Below are 19,200 nucleotides of genomic sequence, written 5' to 3'. Positions count from 1 at the left end.
TAGCCGCCCTCAGCGCTACACGGGGTCGCAGAGCCCCGGATTTTGTGCAGCTGTGAGTCCTCCCTGGCTTCCTTACTTTTAATCTGATCAATGGGTTAGCCGCATGACCTCAGTTGAACTGATCAATGTTTGCCAGCAAGCGTTGCTGAATTGGCATGCTGCTGGCCTGTCAGTGACGGTTAATAAGCGGGCTTTATCTGAGTTGCTTGAAGTGTCTGAACGGTCACTGACTGACTGGCAGCAAAAAGGCATGCCGGTGGCCGTTTCTGCAGGGCGTGGCGCAAGCAATGAGTATTCGCCCGCCGATGTGTTGGCATGGCTACTGACCCGTGCCAACGATACCAGCCGCGAATCTGCAAAAGATCGCCTGGATCGCCTACGTGGTGACCAGCTGGAGCGGGAAATGCTCAAGGAAGATGACGTGCTGGTGATGCCCGAAGATCTGGATGTTGAGTATGAGGCGATGGTGGAGGCTGCCCGCGCTGAGTTGCTGTTTAACACGCCCGATGCGTTGGCGGCTGAGTTATCAGCCATTCACGGCGAAGAGGTGGATGTGTCTGTGATCCGCCGTCATATCGAAGATGCGTTAACCACATTGAGCCACTATGACGCCAGCGACGAACCTGAACCCAGCGATGAGGAGTGCGCTGAAGCGTAACGCTGCACGTTGGGCGCGGTCGCTGGCTCAAAAGTGGGCTCCCCCTGAGCGTATCAGCACGTTGGAGTGGGCGAACAAACATCGTTGGATGAGCGAAGTTGAAACCGCGCGCCCTGGTAAGTACAGCATCCACGTAACGCCAGCGCTGGCATTGCCCGGCGGCCCGCTGGAGGCCATCGACGATCCCAATGTTGAAGAGGTGTGCTGCCAAAAGTCAGCGCAGGTCGCGTGGACATCCGGAGTGCTTGGTAATGCCCTTGGCCGTTGGATCGATATCGACCCTTCGCCGATCATCGGTTTGTTTCCGAAGGATGGGGCCGCTAAAGAGTATGTAGCGGAAAAATTTGAGCCGATGGTGGAAGCAACGCCGCGCCTACGCAGCAAAATTGATCTGCGTTCGCGGAAGCTGCAGCAGCGGCAGCAGTTCAAGCGTTTCCCTGGTGGCTTTCTAAAGCTGGTGGGCTCCAATTCGCCCGCGTCAGTGAAATCGACCCCCAGCCCGCGCGGCTTTGTTGAAGAGCCTGATGACTGCAACCTGAATCTGAAAGGTCAGGGCGATTCCATCTTGCTGCTGAAAGAGCGCGGCAAAACCTATGGCCGTGGACGCAAGAAATACATTATCGGTGGCACGCCTACCATTGCAGGCTTTTCCTCCATTGAAGCGGAAATGCAGCTTAGCGATAAGCGCCGCGTGCTGGTGCCTTGCCACCACTGTGGCGAGTCTCACGAACTGAGCTTTGATAATCTGGTTTGTCCTACCAGCGCAGAACAACAGCACCCCATTTATGGTGCTTTCCGACCTGAGCAAACGGTGTATGCCTGCCCCCACTGTGGCAGTGAATGGAGCGATCGCGAGAAAAACGCCAATTTGAAAAAAGGGCGTTGGGTGGCCACGGCAGAGTTTCGAGGTGTGGCCGGGTACTACATGAATGAGCTGCTAAGCACCTTTCCTGATTCACGCTTCGCCAAGCTGATGGAAAAGTGGCTGTCGGCTCAACATGCTGCAGAGCAGGGTGACTTCAGCGATCTGATTGTATTCACCAACAGTTCAATGGGGCTGACGTACCAGTTCAAAGGGGACGCGCCTGAAGTCGATGAGCTGAAGGATCGTGCTGAAGCCTACGCAGAGAAAACGATTCCCCGCGGCGGCTTGCTGCTTACCGCTGGTATGGACGTTCAGCACGATCGGCTGGCGGTGATTATTCGCGCCTGGGGTCGGGGGGAAGAGAGCTGGCTGATTTACTGGGGCGAACTCTACGGCAACACCATGGATAAGGTGGATCCGGTATGGGATGAGCTGGACAAGCTGTTGACCACAGGCTTTGTGCACGAAAGCGGCGCTACCCTTCGCGTCACAGCAAGCGGTATCGACAGTTCGGATGGCCAGACCAGCGATGCGGTGTATCACTATGTACGCGCTCGCCAGCGCCACGGTGTGATGGCGGTCAAAGGCGCGTCGGTAAATAACGAAAACCGCGAAATATTCAGCCGTCCGAAAGTTTCCGATGATACCAACCGCCATAACACGAAGGCGGACAAGTACGGCTTACGCCCGTTTATCGTGGGTACCCATAAAGCTAAAGACCTGATCGACACACGCATTCGACTGCAGGGCAGCGGCCCCGGTCGCATGCACTGGTATGAGGATGTTCGCCCTGACTACTGGGAACAGATCACCGCGGAAGTAAAAGCACCACATCCACGCAATCCGCGTAAGCGCGTGTGGCAGAAGAAAGCGGGCAAGCCCAATGAAGCACTGGACTGCGAGGTTTACGCTTTGCATGCCGCTCGCAGCTGCCGAACGCACGTGCTGCGCGCAAGTGACTGGGATCGCCTGGAAGCCGCGCTAACGCAAACCACGCTATTTGAAGCGCCGCTCGAACAGCCGCAGCAACAGCAGCCAGCGCCGCGCCGCCGTGGCCGCCGTATGAGGAATCGAAGCGTATGACACAGCAAACGTACACCGAACGCCTGAGGTTGGTACGCGAAGCCATTGATAAAATTCTTTCTGGCTCACAGTCATGGCGCTTTGGCGATCGGCAATACACTCGTTCCGATCTCGGTACGCTCCAGCGCATGGAGACTCACTACGCGCGCATGGCCGCTAAAGAACAAGCGGCATCACGTGGTCGTAGCCGTGTTCGTTATGTGGGGTTCTGAGTGATGGGTATTTTTAGAAATTTGGGTAATGCCCGCGCGCGTCTTGCTGAAACCCAGGCAAAACAGGCGACAGCGGAGCTAGAAAGGCTGAAGGCCAGCCAACCCACTAGCCACGCCAATGTGGGCAGTGAAACCCGCCACCGTGGTGCCAGCCGCATGCTGCGTAGCATGTTGAGCTGGATACCCGGCCTGGGCAGCCCCAGGCAGGATAACCCGACTAGCGAGCGCGAAACGCTGATATCACGATCGCGGGACGCCTATCGCAATCACATGCTGGGCCGTGCCGCGATCAGCCGTGCCGCCACTAATGTGGTGGGGATGGGGCTGACCGTTCGACCCAACGTTGATGGTGCTGCTCTTGGGCTGGATGACGAACAAACTGAAGTTCTTAACGACCAGTTGGCACGCGGGTTTCGTTTATGGGCAGAGAACCCCGCTGAATGTGATGCGGAAGCCACGCTGGATTTTTATATGCTGCAGCGGCTGGCGTTTGTCAGTGCTCTGGTGAGTGGCGATGTATTTGGCTTCACGCCGATGGATCGCCGCCCCGGTGGCTTGTTTGATCTCAAGCTGCAGCTGGTGGAGGCTGAGCGCGTTGGCAGCCCGCTAACAGATATGAACACCGCCAACGAAATCGACGGTGTACGCGTGGACTCCCTTGGCAAACCTACCCACGTGCGGGTTTGCGACGGGTACCCAAGTGATTATCTAACCCGGCAAACATGGGAGTGGGTGCCGGTTTTCGGCGCAGAAACCGGGCGTCGCCGCATACTCCACCTGATGAATGAAAAGGATCGCCCTGGCCTGACGCGTGGTGTGCCGTACTTGGCACCGATTCTTGAAGCACTGCAGAAGCTTGAGCGCTTCAGCCAGGCCGAGCTGACCGCCGCCGTGATCAGTGCCATGTTCACCGTGGCCATCAAGCACGACAAAAGCGAGGACGAACCGGGCCTGGGTGGCGCAACGCTGTGGGATGAACAGAGTAACGATCCCAACAAGCCATCACGCCCGGTGGTGCAGAGCGACCGAGATCACGAACCTGAAGGCGACAACCTGACGCTGGGTGAAGGGGCTGTCTGGGATTTAGAAGAGGGCGCTGAGCCGGTGCCGATCAGCCCTAACCGCCCCAATGCCCAATTCGACCCGTTCTTTGTGGCCGTGGTCAAAGAGATCGGCGCCGCGCTGGATCAGCCAGCAGAAGTACTGCTAATGCACTTCTCAACCAGCTATACGGCAGCACGCGCCGCCTTTAACCAGCTGTGGAAGTTCGTTAAACAGCGCCGCCATCACTTGACCACGCAATGGTGCCAGCCTGCCTATGACCTGGTCGTGGATGAGATGGTAGCGCGGGGCATGATCCATATGCCTGGATATCGAGACCCGGCCAAGCGCCGCGCCTATACCCGTGCGCTGTGGATCGGTGAACCGCTTGGCTCATTGAATGAGCTGGTGGACGCCCGCGCCGCGACTGAACGCATCGCCAACGGTACTAGCAATGAAACGCTGGAAACCATGGCGCTACACGGCGAAGACTGGCACGACGTTGCCCAGGATCGCGCCCGAGAGATCAAATGGAAACGTGAAAACGGCGTGCCGCTGTATGTGGGTGGCAAGGTTCAGGAGGCTCCTGAAAAGGTAAGTGAAGAAAGCTTGTAGAATAAACGGATGTGTCGCTGTTATGACGCCGGTGCTTACTTTTTGGGGATATGGGAAGTAATGAAGCTGAACTTGCGCAACTTTTTAAGCTCCATTAATCTGTACTTTCACAGTACACTAAATAATGTAGTTTTTCGGTGGCATCTTGATGTGACGGGAGTAACTACACACTGGCACACATACTGTATGTTGGTGAAAATAGGAGCAAAACCATGAAATCTCACTACAAGGTTCCGCGCACTGTGCTTGCGGCTGGTAGTGTCATGGAGATCTGGCCAACTGGAGATTACTCGCAGCACATGCCGAAAGGCACCGCTCAGGATCGTATTGGCCAACATTGGGCCAATGCTGGATCTCATCTGTATAAAGCGGTAAGCGATTATCAAAAGCGGGTACAGCATGCCGGATCAACCTGAGAAAGATGAAGCAGTCGATAGCCATTCCGACGCTGATAGGCATGTTGAACTAGCAGAGGGGGAGCTTGAATCCGACTCTGAGATTGAACGCCTCGTTGCTAAACTTGAACGAGGCAACCTGACTCAAGAGCAACAGCAAGAACTCTCTAGACATTTGCAAATCGAGCCAGCAAGAGAGCAGCATATACATCAGCGGGTCAGGCAAACAAGCTTCAGCGGCCCGTTGCCTCATCCAGATATCTTGAATCAGTTCGATGATGAAACTCGCCGAACCATCGTACAGATGGCAGTTGATGATCAGAAACACGTTCACGAAATGAACAAAACAGGCCTTTCCGGAAGCATCCTGAAGGATCGTAGAGGCCAGCTGTGTGGTGTCACCATTGCGGTTGTGGGTTTGATTGCAGCAGTTCTAATCGCTCCCTACAGCGCCTTTGCCGCGGGAATTATAGGTACTCTTGATTTATTCGGCATGGTAGCGCTATTTGTAGCTCCTCGAGTTCTAGAAGGACGGCGTAACAAGAAAGCCGTTGAGGATGACGAGTCAGAAGATGCAGAGTAGATAATCATATCGTTCGTATTTGAAGCCCCGTCCTAACGGGGTTTTTGCTTTCTTATAACCCGCTTCGGCGGGTTTTTTTGTGCCTGAAAATCAAGGAGCCACCTATGCCCCGCACTGCATTTGAGCTGGCGGCGTCACGCCCGTGGCTGATGACCGGTGATGCACTGGATAGCCTGATGGCCGTTGCGGATCGCCAGGGTGATATCCAGGCGCTGGAAGCCCGCCTGGGGCGTTCGCTGGACAATACCCGTAATGTCACGGTGCGCGATGGCGTGGCGGTAATTCCCATTACCGGGCCGATCTTCCGCTACGCCAACCTTTTCACAGAGATCAGCGGCGCTACCAGCACCCAGGTACTCGCCACCGACATACAAACGGCGCTGGATGATCCCGCTATCAAGGGCATCATCGTCAGCTCTGATAGCCCCGGCGGTGAAGCCACCGGCATTAATGAACTGGCAGAGATGATCTATCAGGCGCGCGGTACCAAGCCGATCAAAGCCTACGTAGGTGGGCAGGCAGCCAGTGCCATGTACTGGATTGCCAGTGCTGCTGATGAAGTGATTGTTGATGACACTGCCCAGTTGGGCAGCGTTGGCGTGGTACTGAGCCTGCGCAAGCGCGAAGACCGCCCCGGCGAAAAGAGCTACGAGATCGTTTCCAGCAACGCGCCGAATAAGCGCCCTGATCTGGAAACCGAGGCAGGCCGTGCCCAGCTGCAAACGCGCACCGATGAACTGGCTGATGTGTTCCTCGACAAGGTGGCCCGCAACCGTGGCATTCCCCGTGAAGAGGTTAATGACCGTTTCCGCCAGGGCGGTATCGCTACTGGTGCACTTGCCGTGGAGGCCGGTATGGCCGACCGACTCGGTTCACTAGAGGGCCTGATTGCCGAACTGGCAGGCTCAACTCCACAAGCTAACACCCAAAGGAGCGTCATGATGACGACCGTTAAAACGACCGCTGAACTTCAGGCAGCCATTGACGCGGGTACCGATCCCAAAACCATCCAAATTGCAGCTGCAGAAACCGTGGATACCGAAAAGGTACGTGCTGAAGCGGCAGAGGCTGAACGCCAGCGCTGTATCGGCATTCAATCGCTGGCAGCACCAGGGTTTGAACAAGAAGTCGCGGCGGCGCTGGCCAATGGGGACAGCGTTGAGGCAACCGGTTTAACGCTTTTCAAAGCAGCTCAGGATCGTGGCATATCGCTGGCCGACATGCAGCAAGACAGTACCGAGGCGCCCCCGGCAACGCCACCAAAAGGCGGCAAAGAAGCTGAAGACGAACAGCAAGCGGTGTCGGCAATTTCGCGCCGCTGGCAGACCAAGTAAGCCAAGCGCTTTACACGCGATAAGAGGAGACACCCATGTCGAGTGCGACACAAACCAACCATCCCCAAATGGCAATGATGGCGGGAGATTTCCCCCGCCGTTACGCCACAGTCACCATCGCTGCAGGTGAAGTGCTGGCTGCTGGCAGCGTGCTTGGTGAGGTAACTGCCAACGAAGAATTCAAACTCAGCGCCGCTGCAGCCGAGGACGGGAGCGAAAAGCCAAGTGTAGTGCTCTGGGAAGCGGTCGATGCTTCCGAGGGCACGGTGGGGGCTGAAGTTCAGCTTACCGGCGATTTGCGTGCCGCGGCGTTGACGCTAGGAGAAGGGCACACAGTGGGCAGTGTCCGTAAAGCCCTGCGGCCGCTCAGCCTGTTCGTGCACGACTAAGCCTAGCCGCGCTATTTATTATCAATCATGGAGAATCCCATGGACTTATTTGCAACACGCACCATGCTGGCTGCTATCCGTCAAATGCAGCACAGCCGCCGCTTCCTGGGCACCCTCTACTTCGGTGCTGAGCCGGTCATAGCAACCACCGAAAATGTTGATATCGACATCATCAAGGGTAACCGCAAGATGGCGCCCTTTGTGCACCCTAACCGCCCCGGCAAAGTGGTTGATCGCTCCGGTAGCGTTATGCGCAGCTATAAGCCTGCCTACGTTAAACAGAAACTGGAAACCAGCGCTGGCCTATTGTTGAACCAGCGTCAGCCGGGAGAGCATATCTATACGGGTCGCACACCGCTTGAGCGCGCCGGTGATCAGCTGGCACGGGATATGGAAGATCTGGATGACCAGATCAATCGCCGTGAAGAGTGGATGGTTGCCCAGGCGCTCACCACCGGCATGGTGGAGGTCAAAGGTGACGGTGTTGACGATATTGTCGACTACCAGATGGACGACGATAATTTGATCACAGAGGCCGTTCAGTGGACGGAAGACGCCGCCGATCCGGTTGCCGATCTACGCAAGTACAAGCGCCGCATCGCCAAGAAAACCGGTCGCACGGCTAACGCTTGCGTCATGAGCTCCGAAGCGGCTGATGCCTTCCTTGATAATGAATCGGTGATCAAGAAGCTGAATACGCGCCGCATCGACCTTGGCATGATCCGACCGGAAGAGCTGCCAGACGGTGTGACGTACCTAGGTTACTTAAATGATCCTGGTATGGATCTCTACGCCTACGAAGAGTGGTACCAGCCTGATAAGGGCGAAGAAGCGCCGATGATTCCCGCTGGCGGGCTGATCGTCGGGCCAACTTCAACCCGCTGCTCAATGCTGTATGGCGCTATTCAGGATATGAAAGCGCTGGAAGGCGGGCTATTTGATGTGGCGCGCTACCCGAAAAGCTGGCTGGAAGATGATCCTGGCGTTCGCTGGTTAATGATGCAGTCAGCACCGCTTCCAGGCTTCCACGAACCGGACGCGTTCATTTTCGCCAACGTTGCATAACTGACCCGCCAAATGATGCGGTTTTTTTTATGCCATTCATAAACTGGACAGGAGGCCATCATGGCCAAGCAATTCGTGGTGATTCGTGGGCAGATTGAAAAGGGCAAAGAGGTGCTGGCGAAACGTGGTCAGCCTTACAAGCCAAAGAATAAAGCTGAGGAGGATCGCTTGGTGAAAGCGGGGGTGATTGGGGAGGCCCCAGGTTCTCAGAAAGCCCTTGAACCTGAAGCTAACACAATGCCCAGCCAGGGCACAGGCGGTGAGTGATGAGCGTCTTTGACGACGAAGTGCGGGAAGGCACGCGGGAAATACTGGTGGAAGCCGGTGATCCCGCGTCCTTCGCCGCGCTGAATGCCGACCCTGTGCCTGTCACCGTCATGCTCGATCGAGACGTGGAGCGCACGGTGGCAGGCATGCAGGGCGTCATCATGGAAGCCCGTACCGAGTTAACCGGCTACACCAGTGAACTCGGTGCGGGTTCCCGCGGCGATGTGGTGACGCTGAACGGCAAGGGCTGGCGGCTGGGCCAAAAGGCCCGCGACGACGGTTACCTGGTGACCTGGATTGTGACTCCGGAGCGAACATGAGCCAAACCTCCCCGATCAAGATTACGGTAGATACGCAGGCGATCCGCCGTATCGAAAGCGACCTGATGCACATAAAGAATGGTGCACCACGCGCCATGAGCCGCGCCATCAATCACACGTTAGGTGTCACCCGTACCGAGGCCAGCAAAGAGATCCGTAAGCAGGTGAAGCTCAAAGCGGGCTACGTGCGTGACAAGCTGACCGTTAAACGGGCCACCGTTAATAGCTTGAACGGCGCGATCCGGACGCCAACGCGGGGCACGCTACTGACGCGCTATCCACACCGCGCCTATAAAGCGGGCGGGGTGGGCGTGCAGGTGAAACCCAGCGGCGGCAAAAAGCGCATGCCTGGCGCCTTCTTTATCCGCTTCGCCAACGGCGTACAGGCGATTGCTATTCGCACCCAATACGGCCCTGGCCTTGGGCGCAGTGAAGGCATCAAAGTGCTTTACGGCCCCTCTACCAGCCAGGTGTTTAGCGATGTTAAAGACGACCTGCAGGCGCCCAGTGGCAACCGCTTAATGCAGCGTATGAGTTATGAATCAGAACGACTACTGAACCGGCAATGATATGACCCCTATCAGAGAGCAGATCATCGCAGCACTTGCCGAGCGGCTAAGTGCAGAGCGGGCAAACAGCATCATCGACACCTTGCCCGCGCGAAGCCTTTGGGATGGCAGTGACGGCCTTGTGGAGCGCAACCGCTACGGCGGTGTGAGCGTGACCACGGAAATCACCGTTGAAACCGTGCACCAGGCCGACCGCGACCACCGCCAGTGGAGCACCCAAGGCAATACCATCCTGGCCGAGCTGATAGCCACCGCCACTGGTAACGATCGCACGCTTGGCGGGCTATGCGAGGATATCGCCTATACCGGCGGCACGATCTATTACCCCGAAGAGGGCAGCGACATTATCGGCGTGGATCTAGTGCTTGCCGTGCGCTGGTCGCATGCCGTGGGGGATCCTTACTCCCAGTAGTACCTGCAATTCTGATATTCCCCGCCGTGTGCGGGTTTTTTTATGCCCGCGTGCCGGGCTTTTATCCAAGCAACATAGGAGGGCGCCCCGTGGCGATTACCGACAACCCTAAACTGGAATATGAGTCCGGCCAATCCTTTAACGATTGGGAGCATCTATCTGACATTGGCGATGCTACCGTTTTTGAAGCAACGTTCGCCCCCTGGAGCGGGCGCGCAGGCTTTGAAGCGGAGGTACGCCCCTGGGGGCTGGCGACCGGTGGGCAGATTCGCGCCGGTACCGGCAATGACAACGTGACTGTGGCCGCGTTAACGGCTTACATGCCCACCGCTGCTGGTGCAGCAAGCGATGGCCTGGTGCATGTGGCCAGTGCGGATGTGGCCATTGAGCGTGCTTCCACTGAAACCCACGTGATTACCAGCATTACGGTGGATAACAGCGGCGCGCTAGTGGCCGTGGCTGGCGCCGAGGGCGCTACCTTCAGCGAACAGCGTGGCGAACCGGGCGGGCCAGCGTTCATTCCCGTGGATTCTGTCGAGATTGGCCAGGTGCGTCTTGCCAGCAGCAGCGCTGCCCCCGTGAACGATACTGACATTTATCAGGTCGTCGGCAACCACCAGGAGCGCTACGACAGCCCTGTTTGGCAAACCGACCCCGCCAGTGGGGAAGTCCACTTCGCAGCAGAACTGCCTAAGATCCATACAGGGAGTTTGCCCAAGCGCGTCAGTGTGCGGGGCTATACGCCCATCTTTGCAGAAATTCCCCGGGCCAGTGATTGGGTGCCCGCTGAAACCTCCCACTCCACCAACTCGACGCAGATCTATAACGGCACGCTGGGCAGCGTGTCGCAAACGCTTGGGCAGGCCAGCTTCACCTATTACGGCGAAGGCGATGCCACCGATCCGCTGGTTCGACTTAAAAACAACCGGCTGTGGTTTCGCTGGTACCAGAACCGTCACCGAGCGCCGTTCTCGCTGACCCAGGGCATCCTGGGCATCGGGCGCACGTATCCAGCGGGCGACCATGTGAATATCAGCTGCACCGTATCGGCTGAACAAGCCACCGTCGATTTTGAAGGCTAAGCGTTTCGTCATAAAGCCTGCCGCGGCGGGCTTTCTCAGCTCTGCCAAATGAGTCTTAAATAGGGTGATGCCATGGAATTTGATGTAAACCGCTTCACCGGTGCCAGCTTTAAGCGCCGTGAGGAGGATGTGCCGGTGCCCGACCTACGTGATTGGTTCAAGGGCATCAAGGAAGGTGAAACCCCGATGTGGCGGGTGCGTGGCCTGAGCGGTGCAGAGTTGGCCAGCGTTAATGAAGCCCAGGCTCGCAACCGTAATCGAAACGCCATCGCGGAAGGGCTCTTATCCCAGAAAGACGCCAAGGTGACCGATGCCGTGCGTGAACTGATCGGATCCGGTGACAGCGTGCCAGATGACCTGGCGCGGCGTATTGAAATGCTGGTGATGGGGAGTGTGAAGCCAGAGTGCAGCCACCAATTAGCGGTCAAACTGGCGGAAGCCTTTCCCATCGAGTTTTGGGAGCTGACCACCAAGATTACCCAACTGACCGGCCTGGGCAGTGAGCCGGGAAAGCCGAAGCGCTCTTCAGGCAGCCCGGTATCCAAATCGCCCTCCAGCTCTGCGACCTGAAGGGCGAATTTCTATTCCGAGTTCGACCTGACCTGTTCCCGCTGGCGATGCTGACGGAGCTGGAGTGTGATCTTTGGGGTATGTATTTCGAGCAGCGGAAGAAAAGCAGCTAGATGACCGTTTAAGGTGTTTTCTTTCGGTTGTAAGGGGCTTGGTTAGTTGGCTTGAGGCTTGTGTTTAACTCTTGAGCCTTGCTGTATACAGCACCTTCGGTTCTACCTAGTTTTAGGCCAATAACTCTGGTGGGTGTGTTTTCTTTCGCCAACTGCTTTAACTGCTTCTCATCCTGCTTAGACCATGCTTTGCCTTTATTGTCGGGCCAGTTAGTCATACTGCACCTGCTTATGTGATGGGCTTAATTTACTTTAGCCCAAGCTTTTTATTCGTCAAATGCTACCACTAGCGTCCGTTCTCAACGTTGATGGGGCTTTGCCATGCCTGCAATTTAAGAGAGGTGGCCGATGGCTGACCTGGAACGATCCGTTGCCATCATCTTCGAAGGCGTTGACCAAATGGGCGCCGGGGTCGATAGCGCCACAAAACGCCTCAATAGCATCGTCGGATCCGCGCAAGGCGTGGTTGATCCTATCGCTAATGCAACCGCGGGCATCCTCAAGTTTGAAGCGGCGCTGTTAGCGGGTGGCGCGGCGGCCACCGCGCTGGCTGTCAAAATGGCCGGTGACTTCGATGCCCAGTTCAAAGAGGCCACCACGCTGGTGGATGACACCGGCGAAAGCCTCGATAAGCTGCGTGGCGATATTCTGGCCTACGGTCGTGACAGCACTAAATCGTATGAGCAGATCAACGCCTCTGTTTACGGCGCGATTTCCGCTGGCGTGGATTACACGCAGTCACTGGATGCGGTTCGCCAGGCTGAACAGCTGGCAGTGGCCGGTAAGGGCGATCTTGATAGCTCGCTGACGGTGCTGGTCTCCACGCTGAATGCCTACGGCGACGGCATGGATCAGGCCGAGCGCTATAGCGATCTGTTGTTCCAAACCGTGCGCAGCGGCCAGACCACGCTACCTGAGTTAAGCGCTTCACTTGCCCAGGTGACCAAAACCGCTAGCTCAGGCGGCGTTGAGTTTGATGTTCTCTCTGCTGCTATTGCGACCATCACCGCGTCGGGGGCGCCTACCAGCCAGGCCATTACCCAGATACGTGCCGCCATTGCCGCCATCATCAGCCCGACACAAGGCGCGTTAAAGTACGCCGAAGAGCTAGGTGTTGAGTTCGGCGCGACCGCGTTACAAAGCAAGGGGCTTGAAGGCGTTCTTCGTGAAGTTGAGGAAGCGACTGGTGGCAACGTCGAAAGCATGGCGAAACTGTTCTCCGGTAGTGAGGCACTCAACGGCGCGCTGGGGTTAACCGGTACCGGCGCGCAACGCTTTGCTGACAACCTGGACGCCATGGCCAACAGCGCGGGCGCTACGGAAGTCGCCTACGCGAAGATGGCCGATACCGTTGAGAACAACAACCAGCGTATTAGCAATGCGTTCCAGAGTCTGCTGATTACGATAGGTGACCCGCTCCTTGATGAGTTTGGCGGCATTCAGCAGGCCATAGCCGCGATCTTTAATAGCATTGGGGCCAGCGTCAGTGATGGCCAGCTGCAGCAGTTTGTCGACTTAATCGACGGGGTGATGGGCTCCCTGGAGCAATCGCTACTTGATGCCGCGGAAAAACTGCCCCAAGCCTTAGAGGCCGCCGACCTGTCAGGCTTTGTGGGTGGTTTTGAGGCCGTGCGCGATGCGGTGGCGGGATTGTTCGATAACGCTGATTTAAGCACCGCAGAAGGCCTGGTCAGCGTTATTGAGACGCTGGGCAGCGGCGTTAATTTGCTGGGCGAGTTCACCGCGGGCGCGATTGAGCAGCTTGTTCCCTTTATGGAAACCCTGGCGGAGCTGGCGCAGTGGGTGACACAGCTTGACCCCGATGTGGTTGCCCTGGGCGGTGCTATTGGCGGCGTGGGCGTTGCCGCCTCCGGTATTCTGGCAGGCATAGGCGGCTTTTTAACTATTTTGCAGGCGCTGGGTGGCTCAAGCGGCGCGGTACCCGTGGCCACCCGGGCAATCGGTGGCTTTGTTACCTCATTAGGTAAGATAGCGGGCCCCGCGGGCGCGGCCTGGCTGGCGTATTCCGCCATTGACGACCTGATGGGCAAAGTGAATGCGTTCAATGAACAGCCCATCACGCTGGCATCGAAAATCGAGCAGGATTTAGCGGACGTCGAGAACATACAAGGCGATGAATTCTCACTGTTCAACGTTGAAAACCTGCTAGCGGGCTATGAGTCGCTACGCCAGCACTTTGGGTGGGGTGAGGAAGCGGCCGCAGACTTTGCAATGGTCGGTACCGAGGCAGAAGCCGCGGCCGTGGCGGTGGCCAGCGCGGCGCAGCGTATGGGCGGTGAAAGCAGTGACAATATTAAGCTGCTGTCTGATGCCGCGGTTGAAACCGCGCTCGCGGTAGCCGATGCCAGTCATCAGTTAAGCGAGGGCTTGGCAGCAATCGATAGCCCCTTGGTTGATCAGATTGCGGATCTACCGGGCACGCTATCAGACGCAGCGGCCGCATTGAGTAGCGGTGAGGCGTCGATTACGGCTACCAGTGAAGAGATTCGCACTGCACTAGGCCGCGTTCAAGACGCCTTCAACAATGGCGACATCAATGAACAGCAGTATCGCAGCCTGACCGGCGCGCTGCTGGAGCTAAAAGACAGCAGCGAGCAAGCGGCACAAGGTCAGGAGTCGCTGACTGGCGAGGTATTGAGTAGCGAAGACGCGATACTCAAAGCCAAGCAGGCCGTGCTGGATCAATCCCTCGCGCTGGAAGAGCTGGCTAGCAATGAGCGCATCAAGAACATGGAGTTCGCGGTTGATTTTAAAATCGCCCAAATGGAAGCGGACGCCAAGAAAGTGGAGGCGATTCTCAATGCCACCAGCACCACCATTGCCAGTACCGGAGAGGCTGCCGCCAGCATGTTCGATACGTTGGGCAGCGGCGATCTGGGTTTTAGTGACCAGTGGGCAGCTCGTGATGCTATCGACCAGCAGATGAAGATCCAAGAAGAGGCCGCTGCTCAGCAGGGCAAATTGATTGATGCGCAAGTAGAGCAAATGCGTGCGCGTACTCAGGCGCTGCAAAGTGGCGATGGGCTGATCAAAATTAGCTCGGACGGCCTGGAGCCTGCGCTGGAAATGATCATGTGGCAGGTGCTGGAAAAAATTCAGATGCGCGCCAATGCCGAAGGCGCTGAATTCCTGCTTGGTCTTTGAGCTCTTCTATAAGCCCTTCTAGCGTTTAACGCTCCGTCTATCCCTTCTGGCGAGAACTCTTATGTATCTAATTGGATTAGCCGCGCGTGGCTATGACCCGCGCGGGGCCATGCTGTTGCCGCACCGCGCAGGCTCTACATTGGGCGACGTGAGCCGCCGTGTTAGCCGGGTCAGCACCCTGGATGGCGGTGTCGCGGTCACCAATCGCGGCCATAGCCCTGGTGATCGCACCGTCACGCTGTCCTTTAGCGGCTTGCCGCGGGAGCTTGTCGATCAGGCCCGCCGAATGGTGCGTCTCCATGCCCGGGTCACGCTGTCGATTCCCGATGGCTGCTTTATCGGTGTGCCCAGCGAGTACGCGGAGCGTCGCCAGGAACTGACTATTCTAATTGCCGAGGAGGCGTGACATGCGCTTTGGATTTTTGAATAACTTCGCTGCGCAGCTGGCAGCGCCGGTGGCCGAAGACGCGATCGAGATTGAACTGTCAACAGGCGCGGAAGCAATCGCCACGGCGCTGGGGAATGCGGACGCCGTCGCGCTAACGCTGTTTGTTGTTGACGCCCAGGGCAACGAAACCAAGCGCGAAGTGGTGTATGCCACGGCAGTGGCTGAGAGCATGGTCACCGTCGAGCGTGAACAAGAGGGCACGACTGCCGCTACGTTTACGGCGGGGGATGGTGTGGAATCCCGGTTAACGGCAGCCCCCCTTCAGCAAATGCTCCAAGGAGTCGCGGGTACCATGCCGACAGGCATTGCTGGCGCGATTGCACTTGGCGGTGCCTATGAACATGAAGGCGAAGCCTTTGGCCCTGCCCAGGCGGTGGCGGCGGGAGCACTGGCGTTGGGCAGCGGATCCTATGCGACCAGCGATAGCGCCATGGCAATAGGCGGTAAGGTCTACGCAGCGTTGGAATGGGAGGGTGACCCGGTACTGGTGAGTGCTGCCCAGGCCAATGCCACCGGTGCCATGGCTATTGGCCCTGGTGCTCAGGCAACTGCCGGTCTGGGTATTGCGATAGGTGACGGCTCCCGCGCCTACGGGGTGCGCTCGATCGCGCTAGCGGGAGCTTCGGCAAATGGGGCGCGTAGCTGTTCCATCGGCGCTAATAGCAGTAGTCACGGCGATGACTCATTAGCGGCAGCGGGTGGCTACGCATCAAGCGATGGTGCTGTCGCACTCGGTGCTGACGCTAACAGCGGAGGTGAGAGCTCATTTGCAGTGTTTGGCTCCACTTATAGCGATGCCGCCATTGTTATAGGCGTTGGAGCCGGTGTTAATGCGCCTGAAGGGATCGCGCTAGGCGCCGATTCGAGTGCTAACGGCCCAGCCTCTGTCGTGATCGGAAAGGGCGCCCAAGGCAATGCGGAGGGCGTTACCGTTATCGGGCGAAATGCTGCCGCCAGCAGCCCTAAATCGTCTGCTTATGGTGATGGCGCTGAGGCCCAGCCACCAGGGGTGACGGCAATAGGCTCTAGCGCCCAGGGGCTGTCACCTGAAACGGTCGCTGCTGGCCTTGAAGCCACTGCGCAAGCACCTTATTGCGTGGCACTGGGACGCGGTGCAGTGGCTAACATTCCAGGCGGCCTGGCGGTCAACGCGATCAGCTATATACCGGCAACGTATAACCAGACCGGTGAGTTTGCGGGGCCACCTCCGAACACTTCGCGACAAGCAGCCATGCAAGTGGTGGTAGCCACTGAACCACTGGATCTTACTGACAGTGACGCAGTGGCCACCCTTACGCTGCCTGCCAACGCCATGCTGTTTCCCGACGCTTTTGACCTGGTGGTCATCGACGCTGATAGCGTTGGGGGAGCGCCGGAAATTCAGATTGGCCCCGACGACACCGATCCGGCTGATTATTTAGCAGCCACGGCGATCAGTAAAACGGCTATAGGCGAGCGTGAGACGTTTGAGCCACTCATCAGTGACGGCGTTACAACGCTACGTGTCTCGGTGGTCGCTGCCGGTACCGGCACGCTGTCAGCCAAAGTGGTGGTGCGCGGCTACGTCATGGAGATCTAAGCCATGCTGAACAGCGATCCGCTCAATAGCCGTGCGCTGGGGTCACCCAAGCCGCCAGAGGGCGGGATTGACTGTGTACCGATCATTAAACGGCTTCCCGGTAGTGTGCTGAATAGTTCACCGCTAGGTAGCTGGGCACTGAACGCCAGCGGCGGCACCATCGTCATCGGCTGCGATGATGGCCCTCAAGGTGCACTGTTTGATCCACTGGAACGGGTAGAGGTGTATCTGCTGCTGATTGGTGAGTTGCGCGTGCCCATGTCATCGTTCCAGGCCACCATGCGCCGCACGGGTAAATCCTTCCTGCAAGCCATTGTGCCCGCCGGTGACAACGTATTGCCCACGCTGGAGTATGGTGCACTGATGCAGGTGCAACTGGGTTACTACTATCCCAGCGCTGATGAGTACGACGGCCTGGAAACCATTGCCCTGGCACCACTGGAGCAAATCAGGAGCGATGAAGGCCCGACACGTTACACGCTGACCCTGAGTGGCTATGGCGACTTCCCGCAGGCCGATCCCCGAGAACGCACATTGCAGGGCGTGCAAACCCGGTCGATCAATCAAGGCGTGCGGCGTGTCCGTTCCACCGTAGACCTGCTTTTGCGGCCCGGTAACTACGCTGTTGATGGTGATGGATCCGCGTTCCAAGTAGAGCAAATCCAGTATTTTGTTAACGCGACAAGCGCGGCCATGGAAGTGATCGAGGTGGGCAATGGGTAAAGCACGGATACTTGAAGCACATGGTGAAGGGCGCTATACGATAGAGATTATCGAAGCCCGTGAGCGTGCAGAGCTTGCAAAACAGGAAGCCAAAGCGCGGATCCAGACTTTTCGGGCTAATATCACGGCCTTGGAACAACGCATCGCCTCAGCCCAGGCAACTGTTAACCGAGCCGCCGCCGAGCAGGATGCAGCCATTAACCAGTACCAGCAGGAAATGGCAGAGCAAGGCCAGTCCAGCATCAACCTGGATGCGTTCTCCCGCGATCTGCTTGAAGCGGCGAGCCAGCGCGATGCGCTACAAGCAGAACAACGCACCCATGAGTTGCGTATTGCTGCCGATGAAGCCCTGGTGGCGCGTATTAATGCTTTGCCACCGCTGCGCCAGATGCAGGCCTGGTGCGCGGACTACTCCGAAGACTTGAGCGGCGAAGTCGCCACGGCGGAAGTACCCGGTGAAATAGGCAACGTTATTATCAAGCCGGGCTTTGAAGGCAACGCCTGGAGCGCCACAGAAGATGGTGTCGTGCAGCCCACGCTGGCCAGCACCCCAGCGGCAACGTTCTACAACCTGGCTATGTTGCCCGGCTGGCAGAAGTGGCGGCCGACTTTCCGCATAGCCACCATTACCAGCCTGCAAGATGATACCTGTTCGATCACGTTGGATGCCGCCACCAGCAGCCAGCAGGGGCTGGGTGTTAATGCCCGGGCGAGCTATAGCAACGTGCCGATCCTGTATATGGACTGCAACGGTAGTGCCTTTGAAGAGGGCGATCAGGTGTTGGTGGCCTTTGCAGGCAATGTGGAAGGGCCAACGGTGGTGGGGTTTGAGCAGGCGCCAAAGGTGTGCTGTGTGCCGGAAGTGCTGGCGGTATACAGCAACGAAGACGCGCTTTGGGAGGTTCAATCAATCTATGGCGATTTAGTGATTTCCGGTGGCGCTACCACTGAGTGGCGTATCACCGGTGAAAGCGATAATGAGGTTGTTTACAGCGGCGGCGTTATTAAGGCCACCGATGGTAGTTATCGGTTGGACGGCTTGCCAGACGAAGCTGATGTGATCCGTAGAGAGGTGGTGGCGGAGCTGTTTTACTCGGAAGACAGCAGCAAGTCTGAGGGCGATGTAATGGGAAAGCTTACGCCTACCGCCCGTGCCGACTTTGCGGGTGGCCGATGGCACGCATCATCCGACTTCATCGATACTGGCGGCACTGTACACAGAGGCCCAGCTTGGCTTGCCTGGGGGCAGGGGCCAATAGACGCAAACGGTTCCCCTGTCATGAGCGATCCGTTGCCTGTTTTGGAGGTTGGCTATGAGGATGAGGGCGGCTGGGAAGGTATCGCGCAAAAAGGTAGATCGATCACGTATACGGAAAGCAGGGGCAGCTTGATCCTTGAGAAGGGGTGCAATGGGGAGTGGCCTGAAGATGTTGAATAGTTTTGGGGATCGACCGCATACGATCATGTTAGTGAAGTGATTTAGCCTACTGATGTAAGAGATTGCTTACAAAAACTGAGGTATATGGCTTACAGAATTCAGCTACCTCAGCTGATAGGCTGTATGCGTGACGCCATAAACGCCGCTTTAAGCATGTCGAATGTGTCACAAAACGCATGACCAATAGGGGAAAGTATTCGATATTGCTAGGGATGGCTGATTGATCTTCAGTGTCCAAGCGTTGGCCACGTTTCTTGCCAAGCTTTGCTTAATA

21 protein-coding genes are annotated in these 19,200 nt (G+C 57.3%); 20 read left to right on the top strand and 1 reads right to left on the bottom strand.

The genetic code is table 11. The annotated features are described in order from the left end of the window. Positions 1-103: 103 nt before the first annotated feature. From ACT3UM_RS02390 to ACT3UM_RS02320, 15 genes are all read left to right on the top strand, one after another. A complete protein-coding gene (locus ACT3UM_RS02390; RefSeq protein ID WP_498895810.1) occupies positions 104-658 on the top strand; it encodes a terminase small subunit in 555 nt (184 codons plus the stop codon). Continuing rightward, positions 606-2,606, top strand: a complete 2,001-nt coding sequence (locus ACT3UM_RS02385; RefSeq protein ID WP_498895808.1) for a phage terminase large subunit family protein — start codon at positions 606-608, stop codon at positions 2,604-2,606. The genes ACT3UM_RS02390 and ACT3UM_RS02385 overlap by 53 nt, the downstream gene beginning before the upstream one ends. Continuing rightward, the gene (locus tag ACT3UM_RS02380; RefSeq protein ID WP_498895806.1) at positions 2,603-2,818 is read left to right on the top strand and encodes a DUF6148 family protein; all 216 of its coding nucleotides are present in this window, start codon (positions 2,603-2,605) and stop codon (positions 2,816-2,818) included. The genes ACT3UM_RS02385 and ACT3UM_RS02380 overlap by 4 nt, the downstream gene beginning before the upstream one ends. Positions 2,819-2,821: 3 nt before the next feature. Then, entirely contained in the window at positions 2,822-4,474 is a 1,653-nt protein-coding gene (locus tag ACT3UM_RS02375; RefSeq protein ID WP_498895804.1) for a phage portal protein, read from the top strand. Between the two features lie 212 nt (positions 4,475-4,686). Then, a complete protein-coding gene (locus ACT3UM_RS02370; RefSeq protein ID WP_498895802.1) occupies positions 4,687-4,890 on the top strand; it encodes a hypothetical protein in 204 nt (67 codons plus the stop codon). Continuing rightward, positions 4,874-5,452 carry a hypothetical protein gene (locus tag ACT3UM_RS02365; RefSeq protein WP_498895800.1) on the top strand — a complete coding sequence of 193 codons (579 nt, stop codon included), beginning with the start codon at positions 4,874-4,876 and terminating at the stop codon, positions 5,450-5,452. The genes ACT3UM_RS02370 and ACT3UM_RS02365 overlap by 17 nt, the downstream gene beginning before the upstream one ends. Before the next feature lie 104 nt (positions 5,453-5,556). After that, complete coding sequence (locus ACT3UM_RS02360) at positions 5,557-6,786, top strand: S49 family peptidase (RefSeq protein WP_498895798.1); 1,230 nt, start codon at positions 5,557-5,559, stop codon at positions 6,784-6,786. A gap of 35 nt (positions 6,787-6,821) precedes the next feature. Then, complete coding sequence (locus tag ACT3UM_RS02355) at positions 6,822-7,175, top strand: head decoration protein (protein ID WP_498895796.1); 354 nt, start codon at positions 6,822-6,824, stop codon at positions 7,173-7,175. 39 nt (positions 7,176-7,214) lie between these two features. After that, positions 7,215-8,240 carry a major capsid protein gene (locus tag ACT3UM_RS02350; RefSeq protein WP_498895794.1) on the top strand — a complete coding sequence of 342 codons (1,026 nt, stop codon included), beginning with the start codon at positions 7,215-7,217 and terminating at the stop codon, positions 8,238-8,240. A 60-nt stretch (positions 8,241-8,300) separates the two neighbouring features. Further along, positions 8,301-8,507: a hypothetical protein gene (locus ACT3UM_RS02345; protein WP_498895792.1), complete on the top strand. Its 207-nt coding sequence runs from the start codon at positions 8,301-8,303 to the stop codon at positions 8,505-8,507. Beyond that, the gene (locus ACT3UM_RS02340; protein ID WP_498895790.1) at positions 8,507-8,827 is read left to right on the top strand and encodes a head-tail joining protein; all 321 of its coding nucleotides are present in this window, start codon (positions 8,507-8,509) and stop codon (positions 8,825-8,827) included. Before ACT3UM_RS02345 ends, ACT3UM_RS02340 begins: the two co-directional genes overlap by 1 nt. Then, on the top strand, positions 8,824-9,396 hold the full coding sequence (locus tag ACT3UM_RS02335) for a phage tail protein (protein WP_498895788.1): 573 nt from the start codon (positions 8,824-8,826) through the stop codon (positions 9,394-9,396). The genes ACT3UM_RS02340 and ACT3UM_RS02335 overlap by 4 nt, the downstream gene beginning before the upstream one ends. A gap of 1 nt (position 9,397) precedes the next feature. Beyond that, complete coding sequence (locus ACT3UM_RS02330) at positions 9,398-9,808, top strand: hypothetical protein (protein WP_498895786.1); 411 nt, start codon at positions 9,398-9,400, stop codon at positions 9,806-9,808. An 89-nt stretch (positions 9,809-9,897) separates the two neighbouring features. Then, positions 9,898-10,890 carry a hypothetical protein gene (locus tag ACT3UM_RS02325; RefSeq protein ID WP_498895784.1) on the top strand — a complete coding sequence of 331 codons (993 nt, stop codon included), beginning with the start codon at positions 9,898-9,900 and terminating at the stop codon, positions 10,888-10,890. A 72-nt stretch (positions 10,891-10,962) separates the two neighbouring features. After that, a complete protein-coding gene (locus ACT3UM_RS02320; RefSeq protein WP_498895782.1) occupies positions 10,963-11,460 on the top strand; it encodes a hypothetical protein in 498 nt (165 codons plus the stop codon). Between the two features lie 121 nt (positions 11,461-11,581). On the opposite strand, the gene ACT3UM_RS02315 is transcribed toward ACT3UM_RS02320, so the two are convergent. Continuing rightward, on the bottom strand, positions 11,582-11,791 hold the full coding sequence (locus tag ACT3UM_RS02315) for a hypothetical protein (RefSeq protein WP_498895780.1): 210 nt from the start codon (positions 11,789-11,791) through the stop codon (positions 11,582-11,584). A gap of 130 nt (positions 11,792-11,921) precedes the next feature. On the opposite strand from ACT3UM_RS02315, the gene ACT3UM_RS02310 reads away from it, so the two are divergent. The 5 genes from ACT3UM_RS02310 to ACT3UM_RS02290 all read left to right on the top strand — a co-directional run bounded on the left by ACT3UM_RS02310 (position 11,922) and on the right by ACT3UM_RS02290 (position 18,926). After that, complete coding sequence (locus ACT3UM_RS02310; RefSeq protein ID WP_498895778.1) at positions 11,922-14,738, top strand: phage tail tape measure protein; 2,817 nt, start codon at positions 11,922-11,924, stop codon at positions 14,736-14,738. A 61-nt stretch (positions 14,739-14,799) separates the two neighbouring features. Beyond that, positions 14,800-15,144: a hypothetical protein gene (locus tag ACT3UM_RS02305; protein WP_498895776.1), complete on the top strand. Its 345-nt coding sequence runs from the start codon at positions 14,800-14,802 to the stop codon at positions 15,142-15,144. A gap of 1 nt (position 15,145) precedes the next feature. Beyond that, positions 15,146-16,765 carry a hypothetical protein gene (locus tag ACT3UM_RS02300; protein ID WP_498895774.1) on the top strand — a complete coding sequence of 540 codons (1,620 nt, stop codon included), beginning with the start codon at positions 15,146-15,148 and terminating at the stop codon, positions 16,763-16,765. Positions 16,766-16,768: 3 nt separating this feature from the next. After that, complete coding sequence (locus ACT3UM_RS02295) at positions 16,769-17,488, top strand: hypothetical protein (protein ID WP_498895773.1); 720 nt, start codon at positions 16,769-16,771, stop codon at positions 17,486-17,488. Continuing rightward, positions 17,481-18,926: a hypothetical protein gene (locus ACT3UM_RS02290; protein ID WP_498895771.1), complete on the top strand. Its 1,446-nt coding sequence runs from the start codon at positions 17,481-17,483 to the stop codon at positions 18,924-18,926. Before ACT3UM_RS02295 ends, ACT3UM_RS02290 begins: the two co-directional genes overlap by 8 nt. The last annotated feature ends 274 nt before the right edge of the window (positions 18,927-19,200 follow it).

This window comes from Halomonas sp. AOP13-D3-9, from assembly GCF_052379125.1.
Classification (GTDB): Bacteria; Pseudomonadota; Gammaproteobacteria; order Pseudomonadales; family Halomonadaceae; genus Vreelandella.
This window is presented reverse-complemented; position numbering and strand designations above follow the sequence as displayed.

Bases quoted from the DNA above. Each gene is read 5' to 3' on its own strand.
- ACT3UM_RS02390 (WP_498895810.1), top strand. From the start codon at position 104: ATGACCTCAGTTGAACTGATCAATGTTTGCCAGCAAGCGTTGCTGAAT.
- ACT3UM_RS02385 (WP_498895808.1), top strand. From the start codon at position 606: ATGACGCCAGCGACGAACCTGAACCCAGCGATGAGGAGTGCGCTGAAG.
- ACT3UM_RS02380 (WP_498895806.1), top strand. From the start codon at position 2,603: ATGACACAGCAAACGTACACCGAACGCCTGAGGTTGGTACGCGAAGCC.
- ACT3UM_RS02375 (WP_498895804.1), top strand. From the start codon at position 2,822: ATGGGTATTTTTAGAAATTTGGGTAATGCCCGCGCGCGTCTTGCTGAA.
- ACT3UM_RS02370 (WP_498895802.1), top strand. From the start codon at position 4,687: ATGAAATCTCACTACAAGGTTCCGCGCACTGTGCTTGCGGCTGGTAGT.
- ACT3UM_RS02365 (WP_498895800.1), top strand. From the start codon at position 4,874: ATGCCGGATCAACCTGAGAAAGATGAAGCAGTCGATAGCCATTCCGAC.
- ACT3UM_RS02360 (WP_498895798.1), top strand. From the start codon at position 5,557: ATGCCCCGCACTGCATTTGAGCTGGCGGCGTCACGCCCGTGGCTGATG.
- ACT3UM_RS02355 (WP_498895796.1), top strand. From the start codon at position 6,822: ATGTCGAGTGCGACACAAACCAACCATCCCCAAATGGCAATGATGGCG.
- ACT3UM_RS02350 (WP_498895794.1), top strand. From the start codon at position 7,215: ATGGACTTATTTGCAACACGCACCATGCTGGCTGCTATCCGTCAAATG.
- ACT3UM_RS02345 (WP_498895792.1), top strand. From the start codon at position 8,301: ATGGCCAAGCAATTCGTGGTGATTCGTGGGCAGATTGAAAAGGGCAAA.
- ACT3UM_RS02340 (WP_498895790.1), top strand. From the start codon at position 8,507: ATGAGCGTCTTTGACGACGAAGTGCGGGAAGGCACGCGGGAAATACTG.
- ACT3UM_RS02335 (WP_498895788.1), top strand. From the start codon at position 8,824: ATGAGCCAAACCTCCCCGATCAAGATTACGGTAGATACGCAGGCGATC.
- ACT3UM_RS02330 (WP_498895786.1), top strand. From the start codon at position 9,398: ATGACCCCTATCAGAGAGCAGATCATCGCAGCACTTGCCGAGCGGCTA.
- ACT3UM_RS02320 (WP_498895782.1), top strand. From the start codon at position 10,963: ATGGAATTTGATGTAAACCGCTTCACCGGTGCCAGCTTTAAGCGCCGT.
- ACT3UM_RS02315 (WP_498895780.1), bottom strand. From the start codon at position 11,791: ATGACTAACTGGCCCGACAATAAAGGCAAAGCATGGTCTAAGCAGGAT.
- ACT3UM_RS02310 (WP_498895778.1), top strand. From the start codon at position 11,922: ATGGCTGACCTGGAACGATCCGTTGCCATCATCTTCGAAGGCGTTGAC.
- ACT3UM_RS02305 (WP_498895776.1), top strand. From the start codon at position 14,800: ATGTATCTAATTGGATTAGCCGCGCGTGGCTATGACCCGCGCGGGGCC.
- ACT3UM_RS02300 (WP_498895774.1), top strand. From the start codon at position 15,146: ATGCGCTTTGGATTTTTGAATAACTTCGCTGCGCAGCTGGCAGCGCCG.
- ACT3UM_RS02295 (WP_498895773.1), top strand. From the start codon at position 16,769: ATGCTGAACAGCGATCCGCTCAATAGCCGTGCGCTGGGGTCACCCAAG.
- ACT3UM_RS02290 (WP_498895771.1), top strand. From the start codon at position 17,481: ATGGGTAAAGCACGGATACTTGAAGCACATGGTGAAGGGCGCTATACG.